The organism is Streptomyces sp. NPDC016677 (assembly GCF_055562815.1).
The window spans coordinates 193,513-208,311 of record NZ_JBVHEO010000013.1; the positions used below are offsets into that span (position 1 = coordinate 193,513).

The window sequence follows — 14,799 nt, forward strand, 5'->3', positions numbered from 1 at the left end:
GCGTGTGGCTCATCGCGACGTCGCCCGCTCGGTGGCGGCCGCAACCGCCGGATGACCGAGAACCGCGTCAGTCGGCGATCCGCTCTCGGGAACCGCCCTCTCAGAGAGCCATGCGCTGGAAGACCGCCCTGGACGCCTTCGGCATCACCTCCGGCGGCCGACTCTCCGAAGCCCGTCGGTAACCCCGGCCACCCTGGTTGCACCGTTCGTTTCGGATGTCCGTCCGGGGCCGTCCGCGTGAGCGGACCGGGTGTCGACCGCCCGAGCGCAGCCCGTCGGACCAGCACCGTCCGGCACGGGTCGCCGCCGCGCCTGCCCGGACGCGTGCCTCAGCCGGAGCCCCGCACCGCCGCCAGGCACTGGTCGTAGAGGTCTGCCAGGTCGAGTCGTCCGTCGTCGGCGACCCACAGCTCGGTCGCCGTGTCGGCGCAGGCGAAGACCGTCGCGATGATCGCCTTGGCACGCGGATCGGGGGCCGGGCCGGGGGCGGCTCCCAGCCGCGCCTGGACGACCGGGACGAGTGCGGCCTGCCAGCGCAGTCGTTTCTCGATGTAGCGGGCGTGCAGGGCGGGGGTGCCGAAGATGAGACGGGAGAGTTCCAGCGCCCGCTCGGGAGTGTGGTTGGCGGTCAGGAGGACCTCGAAGCCGGCGCGCAGGGCGTCCCAGGGGGAGACCTCGGCCGGCTGCCGCTCGACGGTCCGCGTCAGCACGTCGCCCAGCGCGTCCTGGTCCCCGCAGACCAGGTCCTCCTTGGTGCCGAAGTAGCGGAACAAGGAACGCTGCGAGATCCCCGCCTCCCGGGCGATCTGCGCGATCGTCGTCTGCTCGTAGCCCTGCTCGGCGAACAGGCGAACCGCCGTGTCCAGGATCGCCTCGACGGCGACCTGTCGCGAGCGGTCCCACAAAGTCGTCATGGACATCAGACTATCGCCCCTGGACAGGAGCCGCCTGCCTGGCATTAACTGCCAATAAGACAGTTAATGAAAGGAGGGCACACGATGACAGCAGTCGGTCACCGTGGACGGACCGCACCAATCACCGGATCCGGCATGGGCGTCGGCGCCGGGGCCGCCCGTCGCGAGGAGCGCCCGAAGGAGCCGGCCGCCCGATCACGCGCACACCGTCGCGTCCAGGGCCACGTCGTGGGGACGGACCCGGCCCCGGACGGCCCCGGGCCGTCGGCCGGCTCACCACCGAGGGGGACGACGACGCGGACCCGGTCCGCGTCCGCGCCCCCCATACAGCCGGCCGTCACCCCACCGCCGAGCCGGAGGCACGCACATGTCCGCTGAACCCACCGAGCCGGCCGCTCCTCCCCCTGCCGAGTCCCCGCCGACGCCGTCCCGGCGTACGTTCATCGCGACGACCACCGCGGCGGGCGGTGCCGTCGTCGCCGGCGGCCTGGCCGCGGGCACGCCCGCACTCGGCGCCGCACCGGCTGTCACCGGCGGGCCGCCCGGCGGTCGACTCTCGCTGACCGTCAACGGCGAGCGGCACACCGTCACGATCGACAACCGGACTTCGCTGCTGGACCTGCTGCGCGAGCATCTCGGCCTGACCGGCTCCAAGAAGGGCTGCGACGCCGGCGCCTGCGGGGCGTGCACGGTCCTGGTGGACGGACGCCGCGTCAACTCGTGTCTGACACTGGCGATACGCCTGGAAGGCGCCGAGATCACCACCATCGAGGGCCTGGCCCCGGGCGAGGACGGCGAACTCCATCCGCTGCAGAGCGCGTTCGTCGAGCAGGACGCCTTCCAGTGCGGCTTCTGCACCCCCGGCCAGATCATGTCCGGCATCGGGTGCATCCGGGAAGGCCACAGCGGCTCCGCGGAGGAGATCCGGGAGTGGATGAGCGGCAACATCTGCCGCTGCGGCTGCTACGTCAAGATCGTCAAGGCGGTCGCCCAGACCGCGCACGGGAAATGAGGTCCGGCCACCATGCACCCCTTCTCCTACACCAGGGCGTCCGACACCCGAAGCGCGCTGGCCGCCGGGCGGCGCGGCGGCCGGTACGTCGCCGGCGGCACCACCCTGGTCGACCTGATGCGCGAGACCGTCGAGCGCCCCCGCACGCTGGTCGACATCGGCGACCTGCCGCTGCGCGGGATCACCGGCACCGAACGCGGGGGCCTGCGCATCGGCGCCCTGGTGCGGATGGCCGAGGCCGCCGCCCACCCCTTGGTACGCACCGCCTACCCCGTCGTCTCACAGGCACTGGAGCTCAGCGCCTCCCCGCAGCTGCGGAACATGGCCACCATCGGCGGCAACATCATGCAGCGCACCCGCTGCGCGTACTTCCGTGACGTGACCGCCGCCTGCAACAAGCGCACCCCGGGCTCGGGATGCGCGGCGCGAAACGGCTTCAACCGCACGCACGCCATCCTCGGCACGTCCGGCCACTGCGTGGCCACCCACCCCTCCGACGTCGCCGTGGCCTTCACGGCCCTGGAGGCGACCGTGAGCCTGCTGGGCCCGGACGGGGGCGAACGCGGTGTGCGCCTCGCCGACTTCCTCCTGCGGCCCGGCAGCACCCCCGACCGCGAGCAGGCCCTGCGGCCGGGCGAATTGATCACGGCCGTGGAGATTCCGGCCCATCCCCGCCCGCTCGGATCGGGCTACCTGAAGGTTCGCGACCGGCAGTCGTACGAGTTCGCCCTCACCTCCGCGGCCGTCGCGCTGCACGTCCGCGGCGGGGTGATCCGGGAGGCGAGGGTCGCCGCCGGCGGCGTCGGCACCGTCCCGTGGAGACTCCCCGCCGTCGAGCGGCATCTCGTCGGCGAACGGCCCTCGAACGCCCTGTGGACCGAGGCCGCCGGGCGGGCAGCCGAGGGAGCCCGCCCGCTGGAGCACAACCGCTTCAAGACCGACCTGCTCAAACGCACCGTCGAACGCCAGCTGCGCGTAGTGGGAGGTACCAGGTGAGCCCCCAGCCGCAGACAGCCGTCGGGGCACCGCTCTCCCGGGTGGACGGACGGCTGAAGGTCACCGGCAGGGCCGCCTACACCGCCGACCACGACGTCAGGGGCGCGGTCCACGCGGTCGTCGTCGACAGCACCATCGCCCTCGGCCGCATCACCGCCGTCGACACCCGCGCCGCCCTGGCCCAGCCCGGTGTCCTGGGGGTGATCAGTCACCTCAACGCGCCCGGGCTGGAGTACCGCGACAACCCCGGGGCGGCCATGGACCCACCGGTCGGCGAACGGCTGCACGTCTTCCAGGACGACCGGGTCCGCTTCTTCGGACAGCCCGTCGCCGTGGTGGTGGCCCGGACGCTGGAGGCCGCGCAGCACGGGGCGGACCAGGTGAGAGTCTCGTACAGGGCGGAGAAGCCCTCGACCGACCTGACGGCGCCCGGCCTCCCGGTCAACGCACCCCTGCCCCCGCAGAACTACGAGCGCGGCGACCCGGAGGAGGCGCTGGCCTCCGCGGACGTGCGGCTGGAGCCGGCCTACCGGCTCGGCCGCATCCACCACAACGCCATGGAGCCGCACGCCACCATCGCCCGCTGGGACGGCGACAAGCTCACCGTCTGGGACAAGACCCAGTGGGTGCAGGGGGCGCAGGGCGAACTCGCCGCCGTGTTCGGCATCCCGCCGGAATCGGTGCGCGTCATCTCGCCCTTCGTCGGCGGCGCGTTCGGCAACGCCGCGCGGGTCTGGCCGCACTCCGCCATCGCGGCCCTCGCCGCCCGCGAGACCGGGCGCCCGGTGAAGCTCGTACTGACCCGCGAGCAGCTGTACTACGGGGTTGGCTACCGGCCCGCCTACGAGTACACACTGCGCCTGGGCAGCGACCGGAGCGGACGGCTGACCGCGATGGTCCACGGCATCAGGGCCGAGACGTCCGCGTACGAGCAGTTCCTGGAGAGCACGGTGACCGCGGGCCGGATGCTCTACGCCACGCCCCACGTCCGCCAGGCGTACCGGACCGTGCCGCTGGACGTGAACACGCCGACCTACATGCGCGGTCCCGGCTACGCGACCGCCGCGTTCGCCATCGAGTCGGCCCTGGACGAACTCGCCCACGAACTGGGCATCGACCCGATCGAGCTGCGGCTGCGCAACGAGCCGGAGGAGGACCCCTCCAACGGGCTGCCGTTCTCCACCCGGCGGCTGCGCGAGTGCCTCCGGGTGGGCGCCGACCGGTTCCGCTGGGACCGGCGCGACCCCGCGCCGCGTTCCACCCGTGACGGCGACTGGCTGATCGGTACCGGCGTGGCCGTCGGCTGCTACGACACCCTGCGGCTCGGGGCTCAGGCCCGGGTCAGGCTGGACGCCGACGGCACGGCCCTGGTGGAGTCCGCGTCCAGTGACATGGGACCCGGCACCTACACCTCGATGACCCAGCTCGCCGCGGACGCCCTCGGCCTGCACATGCGCAAGGTGACCTTCCGGCTGGGCGACTCCCTCATGCCGCCCTCCCCGCCCCACGCCGGCTCCCTCACCATGGCCAGCGTCGGCTCCGCCGTCCAGGACGGCTGCGACAAGCTGCGGCGGCAGGCGATCGGACTGGCCGTGGAGGACGAGGGCTCGCCCCTGTACGGCGCCGACGCCGACGACGTCGTCGTCCTCGGCGGCCGGCTGCGGGTGCGCGGCAACCCGGCGCGCACGGAGACCTACGGGCGGCTCCTGGCCCGCAACCACCGCGACCACCTCGAGACGCTCGGCTCCTTCACCCCGCCGTCGGGACCGGCGCGGTCCTCCCTGCACGCCTTCGGTGCGACGTTCGCCGAGGTCGCGGTCGACGTCCGCCTGGGCCTGGTGCGGGTCCGGCGGATGCTCGGCGTCTACGACGCGGGCCGCATCATCAGCCCCAAGCTCGCCGAGAGCCAGGCCCTGGGCGCCATGGTCGGCGGCATCGGCCAGGCCCTGCTGGAGCACACGGTCACCGACCACCGCGACGGCCGGATCGTCAACGCCGACCTGGCCGGCTACCTCGTCCCCGTCAACGCCGACGTTCCCGACCTGCGGGCGGTCTACCTCGACAACGGCGAGGACCTCGACGCCGCCCCCATCGGCGTCAAGGGCCTCGGGGAGGTCGTCGCCGTCGGCGTGGCACCCGCCATCGCCAACGCCGTCTTCCACGCCACCGGCCGCCGCGTCCGCGAACTGCCCATCACCGTCGAAGCCCTGCTCTGAGCCCGGGGCGGCCGGCGGGCCCGCCGGCCGCCCCGGACCGGAACCGGTACGTGTCCACGACCGTCCGCCGGCCGCCCGCCCCGCCGGGGCGCAGTCCGTCCAGCGCGAGGTCGATGAGGCGTTCGGCCTGATCGCGCTGGTCGGGTCTGGCCGAGGTGAGGGCGATGCCGGTGAGGGCGGCGAGCTTGTCGGCCGACACTGCGGCAGGCCGCCTCGACGAGGGCCTCGCGCGTGGGGAAGTTGCGGTAGAGGGTGCCGCTGCCGACGCCCGCTTCCTTGGCGATGCGTCCGAAGTGGGCGTCCAGTCCCTCTTCGGCGAAGACGCGCACCGCGGCGGCCAGGATCCTGTCCCGGTTGCGCCGGGCGTCGGCGCGCAGCGGACGGTGCGGGTCGCGGGGCATGGGGACCCTTCGGTGTCGCGGCTTGCTAAGTGGAGGCGTCACCACTTACGCTGACCTAAGTGGCGACGCCTCCACTTCGATTCCAGGACACGGGGCACCGTCGTCCTCGCACGTGTTCTGTCGGCACCGCCCGAAGGGCTTCTCAGCATGTCGGGAATCGCGGACAAGGTCGTGGCCCTCACGGGCACGGGCGGCGACATCGGTGAGGCGACGGCGCTGCTGCTCGCCGAGCAGGGCGCCGCGGTCGTTCTGGGAGCGCGTCGTACGGAGCGCCTGGAGGCGCTGGCCGCCCGTATCGAGCGGGCCGGTGGCCAGGCGGCCTGGGTCCGCACGGACGTGACACGGCGCGCGGATCTCGCTCTCGCTGGTCTCGTCCGCGTGGCGCGGGAGCGCTTCGGAAGGCTCGACGTCCTGGTCAGCAACGCGGGCGTCGGCCTGATCTCCCCCCTGGACGAACTGCGCGTCGAGGACTGGGAGGAGATGATCGACGTCAACCTCAAGGGCGTGCTGTACGGGATCGCGGCCGCGCTGCCCGTCTTCCGTGAGCAGGGGGCTGAGCATCAGCCCCGCGATGTCGGTGTACGCCGGCACGAAGAACGCCGTCCGCGCCGTTTCCGAGGGGCTGCGGCAGGAGGCCGGGAACAACCTGCGTGTCACCGTCGTCTCCCCGGGGTCGTCCGCACGGACTTCGCGGATTCCATGCTCCCTGAGCTGCGGGACCGGATCGTGGAACAGAGGGAGTGGATCGGACTGTCGCCGGACGCGGTGGCCCGCGCCATCGCGTTCGCCATCGAGCAGCCCGAGGGTGTCGACGTGGGGGACGTCGTCGTACGCCCCACCGCCCAGGCCTGAACCGTCCGGCCACCACGGGCGCCGGACGCGGAGACCGTCCGCGTCGCGCCTGTGCGCGCCCCCCTCACCGCACCCCGCGGTCGGCGAGACAGGCACGACCGTCACCCGAAAAGGAGGGAACCGACGATGCCCACCACCGCGGTCCTCGTCATCGACATGCAGAACGGCTTCGTCCATCGCGACGGCTCGCTGCCTCGAAGCGGGATGGCCGTCCCGGGCATCGACGCCGTCCTCGATGCCACGACCAGGCTCGTCGCCGCGGGCCGCGCCACAGGACTGCCGATCGTGTACACACGGCACGTCTACCGCAGGAACGCCCCGGAGATGTCCCCACGGGTCCGGGCGGCCTTCGCCCCCGTTCTCGCGACGCACCCGCACATGCTCACCCGCGGCACCTGGGACGCCGAGGTGGTCGACGTCCTCGCGCCCGAGCCCGACGACGTGGTCGTCGACAAGCATCACTACGACGCGTTCCTCCACACCGACCTGGAGCTCATGCTTCGGGCCCTGGGTGTCGACCGGCTCGTGGTCGGCGGGGTTCTGACGAACTACTGCGTCGAGTCCACGGTACGGTCGGGCGTCGAGCGGGGCTTCGACATGTCCGTCGCCGCGGACTGCACGGCCGCCTCCGCACGGTTTCATGGACCCTCGCTCGCCAGCATGGAAGCGATGTTCGCGACGGTCGGTCCATGGAACGAGCTCCTGCCCGCACCGTGACCTCCGCACCGTGACCTCCGTGCGAGGCTCCCCACCGTGACCTCCGTGCGGGGCTCCCCGGCTCCCCGGCCGAATCACGTCGCACCGGCCGGCCGCGCTCGTCGGCCGCGGGAACGAGCGGCCCACGTGCCCCGGCCGGGCCCGGCGCCCGCCAGGGGCCCCGACCCGGCTCGCCCGGAGTGACGAGGCGGGCGGCGGGACCGGGGAGGGTCTCGTGGAGGTGCGTCAGGCCGCCGTGTACCGGTACGTCGGGTAGGTGAGGTACCCGGCGTCACCGCCCTGGTAGAAGGTGCTCTCGTCGGCGGGGGCGAGGGGCAGGCCCGCGCGGAGGCGTTCGACCAGGTCGGGGTTGGCGAGGAAGCCGCGGCCGAAGGAGATCAGCTCGGCGCCCAGACCCAGCCAGTGGTCGGCCTCCGCCGGCCCGGTCCGCCGCGGGCCGCCCGGCATGACCGGATTGACGATGAGGGCGCCCGGCCAGGTCTTGCGCAGCAGGAGGAGGGTCTCCTCGTCGGCGGTGGCCTCCAGGTGCACGTAGGCGAGGTCGAGGCGGGCCAGCTCCGTCAGCAGGGCGGTGTTCAGTTCGGCCGCGTCGTCCTCGACGACACCCCAGAAACCGCCGCCGGGCGACAGGCGGATACCGGTGCGGGCGGCGCCCACGGCCTCGACGGTGGCGGTGACCGCCTCGACGGCGAACCGGATGCGGTTGGCGATCGAGCCGCCGTAGCGGTCGTCGCGCAGGTTGGCGTTGGAGGACAGGAACTGGGATATCAAGTAGCCGTTGGCGCCGTGCAGTTCGACGCCGTCGAAGCCCGCGTCGACGGCGCGGCGGGCGGCCTGCGCGTAGGACAGGGCGTGTTCGGGGACCTCGTCGGTCTTCAGGGCCCGCGGCACAGGCATCGGCTGCGGGCCGCTCGGCGTGAACACGTCGCCCACGCCCGGCACGGCCGACGGGCCGACCGGCTGGAGGCCGGTGGTCTCGTGGTGCGAGACCCGGCCGCCGTGCATGATCTGGGCGAAGACGCGTCCGCCGTTGACGTGGACCGCGTCGGTCACCTGCCGCCAGGAGTCCGCCTGCTCGTCGGTGTGCAGACCGGGCGTGCCCGGGTTGGACTGGCCGACGAGGCTGGGCTGGACGCCCTCGGTGATGATCAGACCGGCCGTGGCGCGCTGTGCGTAGTAGGTGGCCATCGAGGGGGTGGCCAGACCACCGGCGGCGGCCCGGACGCGGCTCATGGGGGCCATGACGGTCCGGTTGGGCAGCGTCAGCTCGCCGAGGCGGTAACTGCTGAACAGGGACGGCATGTCGGTTCTCCTCGCGTACACACGCGCTCCGGCTGCCGGGGCGCGTGTGTACGCTAAAACCTGACACCGGTGTCAGAGGCAACCGACAGAACACCGCGGCTCCGTGTGGGGTGCGCCACAGGCCCCGCCGTGCCGTGGACCACCGCCGGGAGGCAGTCATGCGGATCGGGGAACTCGCGGCACGCGCCGGAGTGAGCGTGCGGTCACTGCGGTACTACGAGCAGCGGGGCCTGCTCACCAGCACCCGCACACCGAGCGGGCAGCGGCGGTACACGGAGGACGACGTGGACCGCGTCCGCTTCATCCAGGACCTGTACGCGGCCAACCTCTCCAGCGGCACCATCGCCGAACTCATGCCGTGCCGTGACGCCCCGAGCATCCACAACTCCGACGCCACGCTGGAGCGGATGGCCCACGAACGCGAGCGGATCACGGCCCAGATCGACGATCTGCTGCGCGCCCGGAACACCCTCGACAGGATGGTGGCCCTGGCCCGCGCCCACCGCGCGTCCCTGCCGGAGCCGGCCCCTGGCCCGGACGGACCGGCGGTGACCGGGAGTTCCGCGCCGGGCTTGTCCGCGTCCGCCTCCGTATAAGCCGGAGGCCCCGCTCTCCGCTCCTCCCCTACTCCTCGAAAGGCGCCGCGAGCAGCAGGTCCTCCACGGTCGGGACCGGGAAGCCGGGAATGTGGCGGCGGCCGACCTCGGCGAAGGGGTGCATGAGTACCGACATGGGTTTGGTGCGGCACAGCGAGAGGATGGTGTCGATCGCCTCCCGCGTGAATCCTTCCCTGGGAAAAGCGGTGAGTATGTCCGCGAGGGCGTCGGCCGGAATCTGGTCCAGGCCGTTTCCGGTGAAATCGAGTCCGGAGCCCAGGGAGATCAGGGCGATCTCCGGTCTTTTCCTGGCCGCGATGCCGGCGTTGGTGTGCAGGGCGATCGCGTCCCAGACGACCGCCACGCGTCCGGCCGGCATGTTCTGCTCGCGCAGGAACCGCTGGGCGGCGTCGGCGCCGTCCACTTCGAAGCGCTCCGCCGGGCTCCGGTACTCCTCGACCAGGCCCAGGTCGTGCAGGGCCGCCGCGACGAACGCGAGTTCACGGTCGTAGCGGACACCGCGGCGGTCGAGGAGCAGGGAGCCGAACACGTAGGTGCGCATGACGTGGTTGAAGAGGGACGGCGTGGAGACGGCCCGTACGAATTCCGTGGTACGCCGGGTCAGTTCGGTGTCCGGGAAGCGGACTGTGGCGATCGTCGACGGCGCCGCCGCGGCGGGGGGACTGGAAAGGGTCGTGGCGAGGGTGGCCGCCGCGCTGATCGCGGCGACGCCGGCGGCGCGTCCCAGCGCCGTACGCCGGGTGACGCCCTTCACTTCATTGGTTTCTTCGGGCATGGGAACTGCCTTTTTTCTCGGCGGTTTTCTCGGCGGTTTCCGATGCCTGGAGAATATGAAGTGATCCCCTCGCGCCGACAGGGGCGAAAATGCCAAGGAGGGTTTGATTATTGCCTGGTGACGACGGCCGGGCCGGTCAGCCGGACTCGGTCACCTGGATGGCCGCGGTGGGGCAGACGGCCGCCGCCTCGCGTACGGCGTCGTGCCGGTCGGGCGCGGGCTCGGGGTCCAGGAGGGTGACGACGCCGTCCTCGTCGCGCTGGTCGAAGACCTCCGGCGCGGCCAGGACGCAGGCACCGGCGCCGCAGCACCTCTCCTGGTCGACGGTGAGTTTCATGGGGTGTTCCACCTCTCGTTCTCCTTCCGGTCGCCGTCCGGCCCGGGTCACCAGCTGACGGGGACTTCGCGCAGTCCGCCGACGAGGAGTCCCTCGGTCTTGCGCAGTGCGGTGGCGGGCACGGCGAGGCGGAGGGCGGGGACGCGGGCGAGCAGGGTTTCGAGGACGACCTGGAGTTCGGTGCGGGCCAGGGACTGGCCCAGGCAGGAGTGCGGCCCCACGCCGAAGGTCAGGTGGGGGTTGGGGGTGCGGGTGAGGTCCATGTCGGCGGCGCCGGTGAAGGTCCGCTCGTCGCGGTTGGCGGCCGGCATGCTGCACACCACGGTGCTGCCCCCGGGCACGAGGTGTCCGCCGATCTCGACGTCCTCCCCGATGTAACGGCGCACACCGAAGCCGAGGTTGGTGTCGAAGCGCAGGGACTCCTCCACGGCGGTGCGCACCAGCGCGGGGTTGTCCAGCAGCGTCTCCCAGCGGGTGCGGTCGCCGAGCAGCATGGAGACCATCTTGCCGATCATGTTGGCGGTGGTCTCGTGGCCGGCGACGAGCAGGCCGACGCCGGTGGCCACGAGTTCGTCGTCGCTCAGGCCGCCGTCCTCGTCGGCCTCGCTGATGAGGGTGCCCAGCAGGTCGTCGGAGGGTTCGGCGCGCTTGGCGGCGACGTGCCCGGCCATGTACTCGACGAACTCCCGCTGCGCGGTGCGGATCTCGTCGGCGGTGTAGCGGGTGACGCTCAGGAAGCTGTCGGACCAGTGGGAGAAGCGGTCCCGGTCGTCGGCGGGGACGCCGAGGAGGTCGCAGATGACGTAGACGGGGAACGGGAAGCCGAGGCTCGCCCGCAGGTCGGCGGGGGCGCCCTCGGCGAGCATGGTGTCGACGAGGCCCTCGGCGAGCCGGGCCATGCCGGGGCGCAGGGCGGCCATCCGCTTGGCGGTGAAGTACTTGCCGACCCGGCGCCGCCAGCGCTGGTGCGGCTCGCCCCGGTCGGGGATCGCGAAGGCGCTGCTGCCCGTGACGGCGGCCCCGCCGGCGCCCTCCGGGGCCAGCCGGGCGGCGTTGTCCCGTTCGGTGGGGCGGGCGAAGCGGGGGTCGGACAGCAGGGCCCGGACGTCGTCGTAGCGGGTCAGGTAGAGCGCCGTGTCGCCACTGGGCAGCGTGGCGTGGGCGACGGGGCAGCGGGCGCGCAACTCCTCCCACTCGGCGGGGGGATCGAGCGGGGCGTCGGTGGCCAGGGGGAGGGTCACGGGGAGGTCGGTGGGCTGGTGCACGGCCTGGTCGGTCATCTGCGCTCCTCGGAGAGGTGGAGGCGGTGGGGGCAGCGCGCGGACGGAACGCGCGCGCCGTGACTGCTGAAGGACCGGTGAAATGCACGGTACAACAAAAGTGCATCATGCACGTCCTGTGCATGATGCTTTAGTCATGAAACACGTATGACGGAATTCGGCCGAAAACAGGGGGCCGCGCACCTGGACATAGGGTAGGCGGCCACAGCTTTCGCACCCCGAGGAGGACGGCGTGGACGCACGGCAGGCAGGTGGCTGCATCGAGCGTGAGCTGCTGATCCTCACCCGGCACATGGAGATGACCTCCCCGCGCCGCGTCCGCAGCGGCGGCGGCGCCCTCGAACGCAGCGCCTATGTGCTGCTCAGCCGCCTGGAGGCGCAGGGGCCGATGTCCGTGCCGGACCTCGTCGAGGCGTTCGGGCTGGCGCCGTCCACCTTCACCCGTCAGACCACGGCGCTGCTGCGGGAGGGCCTGGTGGAGCGCACGCTGGACCCCAACGGCAGCATCGCCCGCAAGTTCCGCATCACCGACGAGGGCCGCGCGCGCCTGCACGCCGACCGCGACGCCATCGTCACCGGACTCGCCGACGTCCTCGGCGACTGGCCGGCGGACCGGCTGCGGCGGTTCATCGCCGACCTCGAACAGTTCAACACCGACATCGAGCGGCGCACGGGGCGGCCCTGGCCCCGCTGAGGCCCCGCCGCTCGTGATCAACACACCTGGCGCGTGTCGGCCAGGCCACCCCTCACGCGACGGTCTCGCCGACCGTGGAACTGGAGTCGGTGCGGGGCGAGGCAGCGGGAGCGCGGCTCCATGTCCGCCTCGATGCCGGGGCGCCGCTGGCGCCGGAAGCGGTACGGCGGTGACAGCTCGGCCTGCTCCTGCGGCACCGCCGGGCAGTGACCGGATCAGTTCCCCACGGTGAACCCGATCACCGTGCCGCCCCCGTCCCGCCGGTAGGCGAACGGCGCCCCGCCGTGTGCCAGGGCCACCTCCCGCACGATCGACAGGCCGAGGCCGGAGCCGGGGCGGGAGCGGGCGTCGGGGGCGCGGTAGAAGCGGTCGAAGACGCGGGTCAGGTCGTCGTCGGCGATGCCGGGCCCCCGGTCCAGGACCTCGACGCGGATGGTGCCGGGCCGCGCGGGCCCCGCGACGGCGACCTCGATGGGGGCGACGCCGTCCGGGTCGAACTTGGCGGCGTTCTCGACCAGGTTGGACAGCGCCCGCGTCAGCATGGCCGGCCGCCCCTCCGTACGGGTGTCCCCGCAGGTCCGCACGGTGATCTCGCGCCCGAAGCGGCGCCGGGCCAGCGCCGCGACGTCGTACGCGATCTCGGCGACGTCGACCCGTTGCGGCGGCTCGGTGTCGGACTGCCCGGCGGCCAGGTCGACCAGCTCGTTGACCAGGTCGGTCAGCTCCCGGGCCTCCTGCCCCAGGTCCGCGACCAGGTCGTCGCGCGCGCCGGGCGGCAGTTCGTCGATCCGCCGCAGCAGCGAGATGTTGGTCCGCAGGGAGGTCAGCGGGGTCCGCAGCTCGTGCCCGGCGTCCTGCACCAGCCGCCGCTGGTCCTCCTCCGACTGGGCGAGCCGCCCCAGCATCCGGTCGAAGGCGCGGCCCAGGCGCCCCACCTCGTCCAGCCCGCTGACCGGCACCACCTGGGTGCCGAGCCGCCGGGTGCGGGCGACGTCCTCGGCGGCGGAGGTCAGCGCCACCAGCCGCCAGGTGATGCGCCGGGCCAGCCACCAGCCGAACAGCCCCGCCGCGGTCACCACCGCCGCCATCAGGATCAGCGACTGCCGTTGCAGCACCCGCAGCAGGTCCTCGGTGTCGCTGAACTCCTGCGCCACCTGCACCGCGCCCCGGCCCCCGCCCAGCGCCACCGTCGCGATCCGGTACACGTCGTCGCCGACGTCGATGTCCTCGTGCTGCACCATCCGCCCGGCCGCCCGCGCCCCGGCCGTCTCCCGGTCCGTGCCGGTCACCGGCAGCCGGGGCCGGGACGCGTCGGTGACCGCGCCGTCCGGCCCCAGTACCTGCACGTCCGTGCGGGCCGGGCGGACGATGTCGTGACCGGGCGCGGAGGAGGAGAAGTCCTGCGGCGTCATCCGCTGCTGCCGGACCTCGTCCCGCAAATCCTGCACGATCTGCTCGAAGACGGTCTCCTGGTCGACCCGGACCAGCCGGGCGGCGGCGTTGTACGACACCACCCCGACCAGCACCGTGACCACGGCCGTGACCGTCGCGAACGACACCGCGAACGTGGTCCGCAGCGACGTCAGCCGGGGCCGCCGCCCGGACGCCGGCCACGGTCGGTCGTCCTGGGCCACGGGTCAGCCCTCCCGCAGCACGTAACCCACGCCGCGCACCGTCTGGATCAGCTGCGGCGCGTCCGGCTCGTCCAGCTTGCGGCGCAGGTAACCGACGTAGACGGCGAGGTTCTTCGAGCCGGGGCCGAAGTCGTAGCCCCAGATGCGGTCGTAGATGGTGGCGTGGTCGAGAACGACGCCGGCATTGCGGACCAGCAGTTCGAGCAGCTCGAACTCGGTCCGGGTCAGCTCCAGCTCCCGCTCCCCGCGCCAGGCGCGCCGGGCCTGCGGGTCCATCCGCAGCCCTACGGCCTCCAGGGCGTCGGAGGCGGGCTTCGGCACGTCGCCCGCCCCGGTGCCGGGGGCGGAACCCGTGCGCCGCAGCAGGGCGCGCAGCCGGGCGAAGACCTCCTCGACGTCGAACGGCTTGACCACGTAGTCGTCGGCCCCCGCGTCCAGCCCGGCGATCCGGTCGGCGGTCTCCACCAGCGCCGTCAGCATCAGGATCGGCGTCGGATCGCCCTCGGCGCGCAGCGTCCGGCAGACCTGGAGGCCGTCGACGCCGGGCATCATCACGTCCAGGACCAGCACGTCGGGCCGCTCGTGGCGGGCCTCGGCCAGCGCCTCGGCGCCGTCGGCGACCGCGACGACCCGGTAGCCCTCCAGGGTGAGGGCGCGCTCCAGGGCGTTGCGGATGGCACGGTCGTCCTCGGCGAGCAGGAGCGTCGGGGCCGCCTGGCTTGGCTGGGTTCTCTGCGACACGCCCCCAGTCTGCCAAGCGGACGGCCGGCGCACCGGGGCACGGGCCCCGGTGACCTCGCTTCTCACCGGCCTCTCACCGGGCGGCTCAGCGGCCGCTCCTACGGGGTCCGCAGTGCGGCGAGGCGTTCCGTGAAGGGGGTGACCTCGTCGAAGGAGTCCCGCCGGGGCTGCGGCACCGCGCGGGACAGTCCGGTCATCAGCTCCGCGAGTTCCCGCCCGGCCCGCGCGATCCGCCCGTCCAGGCCCTCGGCGCCCCAGTCCTCGGAGGCGGCGTAGACGCCGGTGGGGACGACGACGGCCTTGAGGTGGGC

At 72.9% G+C, this 14,799-nt stretch carries 14 protein-coding genes and 3 pseudogenes; 7 read left to right on the plus strand and 10 right to left on the minus strand.

Annotated elements, in window-relative coordinates:
• Positions 1–329: 329 nt before the first annotated feature.
• Positions 330–914: a TetR/AcrR family transcriptional regulator gene (locus ACZ3IG_RS28165; protein WP_467435530.1), complete on the minus strand. Its 585-nt coding sequence runs from the start codon at positions 912–914 to the stop codon at positions 330–332.
• A 367-nt stretch (positions 915–1,281) separates the two neighbouring features.
• On the opposite strand from ACZ3IG_RS28165, the gene ACZ3IG_RS28170 reads away from it, so the two are divergent.
• Genes ACZ3IG_RS28170 through ACZ3IG_RS28180 form a run of 3 tightly spaced genes read left to right on the plus strand, consistent with a single transcriptional unit; the run spans position 1,282 to position 5,138 of the window.
• A complete protein-coding gene (locus ACZ3IG_RS28170; RefSeq protein WP_467435531.1) occupies positions 1,282–1,926 on the plus strand; it encodes a (2Fe-2S)-binding protein in 645 nt (214 codons plus the stop codon).
• 12 nt (positions 1,927–1,938) lie between these two features.
• The gene (locus tag ACZ3IG_RS28175; protein ID WP_467435532.1) at positions 1,939–2,922 is read left to right on the plus strand and encodes an FAD binding domain-containing protein; all 984 of its coding nucleotides are present in this window, start codon (positions 1,939–1,941) and stop codon (positions 2,920–2,922) included.
• Positions 2,919–5,138, plus strand: coding sequence for a xanthine dehydrogenase family protein molybdopterin-binding subunit (locus tag ACZ3IG_RS28180; protein ID WP_467435533.1), 2,220 nt, complete (start codon positions 2,919–2,921; stop codon positions 5,136–5,138). The genes ACZ3IG_RS28175 and ACZ3IG_RS28180 overlap by 4 nt, the downstream gene beginning before the upstream one ends.
• Here the strand turns inward: ACZ3IG_RS28180 and ACZ3IG_RS28185 are convergent.
• Positions 5,116–5,337 carry a hypothetical protein gene (locus ACZ3IG_RS28185; RefSeq protein ID WP_467435554.1) on the minus strand — a complete coding sequence of 74 codons (222 nt, stop codon included), beginning with the start codon at positions 5,335–5,337 and terminating at the stop codon, positions 5,116–5,118. The two genes, ACZ3IG_RS28180 and ACZ3IG_RS28185, sit on opposite strands and share 23 nt — an antisense overlap.
• Positions 5,336–5,539, minus strand: a pseudogene (locus ACZ3IG_RS28190) (helix-turn-helix domain-containing protein); the annotation flags it as partial. The gene ACZ3IG_RS28185 and the pseudogene ACZ3IG_RS28190, both read right to left, overlap by 2 nt.
• A gap of 147 nt (positions 5,540–5,686) precedes the next feature.
• On the opposite strand from ACZ3IG_RS28190, the pseudogene ACZ3IG_RS28195 reads away from it, so the two are divergent.
• Positions 5,687–6,391, plus strand: a pseudogene (locus ACZ3IG_RS28195) (SDR family oxidoreductase).
• A 126-nt stretch (positions 6,392–6,517) separates the two neighbouring features.
• Complete coding sequence (locus ACZ3IG_RS28200; RefSeq protein ID WP_467435535.1) at positions 6,518–7,108, plus strand: cysteine hydrolase family protein; 591 nt, start codon at positions 6,518–6,520, stop codon at positions 7,106–7,108.
• Positions 7,109–7,333: 225 nt separating this feature from the next.
• On the opposite strand, the gene ACZ3IG_RS28205 is transcribed toward ACZ3IG_RS28200, so the two are convergent.
• Positions 7,334–8,410, minus strand: coding sequence for an alkene reductase (locus ACZ3IG_RS28205; RefSeq protein WP_467435536.1), 1,077 nt, complete (start codon positions 8,408–8,410; stop codon positions 7,334–7,336).
• 158 nt (positions 8,411–8,568) lie between these two features.
• On the opposite strand from ACZ3IG_RS28205, the gene ACZ3IG_RS28210 reads away from it, so the two are divergent.
• Positions 8,569–9,006, plus strand: coding sequence for a MerR family transcriptional regulator (locus tag ACZ3IG_RS28210; protein WP_467435537.1), 438 nt, complete (start codon positions 8,569–8,571; stop codon positions 9,004–9,006).
• Between the two features lie 28 nt (positions 9,007–9,034).
• Here the strand turns inward: ACZ3IG_RS28210 and ACZ3IG_RS28215 are convergent, their stop codons facing one another.
• The 3 genes from ACZ3IG_RS28215 to ACZ3IG_RS28225 all read right to left on the minus strand — a co-directional run bounded on the left by ACZ3IG_RS28215 (position 9,035) and on the right by ACZ3IG_RS28225 (position 11,419).
• Positions 9,035–9,802, minus strand: a complete 768-nt coding sequence (locus tag ACZ3IG_RS28215; RefSeq protein WP_467435539.1) for an HD domain-containing protein — start codon at positions 9,800–9,802, stop codon at positions 9,035–9,037.
• Positions 9,803–9,938: 136 nt separating this feature from the next.
• On the minus strand, positions 9,939–10,139 hold the full coding sequence (locus ACZ3IG_RS28220; RefSeq protein WP_215167398.1) for a ferredoxin: 201 nt from the start codon (positions 10,137–10,139) through the stop codon (positions 9,939–9,941).
• Positions 10,140–10,186: 47 nt separating this feature from the next.
• A complete protein-coding gene (locus ACZ3IG_RS28225; RefSeq protein ID WP_467435540.1) occupies positions 10,187–11,419 on the minus strand; it encodes a cytochrome P450 in 1,233 nt (410 codons plus the stop codon).
• A 232-nt stretch (positions 11,420–11,651) separates the two neighbouring features.
• Here ACZ3IG_RS28225 and ACZ3IG_RS28230 point away from each other — a divergent pair, with 232 nt between their 5' ends.
• A complete protein-coding gene (locus tag ACZ3IG_RS28230; RefSeq protein WP_467435541.1) occupies positions 11,652–12,113 on the plus strand; it encodes a MarR family winged helix-turn-helix transcriptional regulator in 462 nt (153 codons plus the stop codon).
• 215 nt (positions 12,114–12,328) lie between these two features.
• On the opposite strand, the gene ACZ3IG_RS28235 is transcribed toward ACZ3IG_RS28230, so the two are convergent.
• The 3 genes and pseudogenes from ACZ3IG_RS28235 to ACZ3IG_RS28245 all read right to left on the minus strand — a co-directional run.
• Entirely contained in the window at positions 12,329–13,747 is a 1,419-nt protein-coding gene (locus tag ACZ3IG_RS28235; protein ID WP_467435543.1) for a sensor histidine kinase, read from the minus strand.
• Positions 13,748–13,750: 3 nt separating this feature from the next.
• Positions 13,751–14,488 (minus strand): response regulator transcription factor, encoded by a 738-nt coding sequence (locus tag ACZ3IG_RS28240; protein ID WP_467435544.1) that lies wholly within the window; start codon positions 14,486–14,488, stop codon positions 13,751–13,753.
• Between the two features lie 98 nt (positions 14,489–14,586).
• Positions 14,587–14,799: pseudogene (locus tag ACZ3IG_RS28245) on the minus strand (oxidoreductase); the annotation flags it as partial.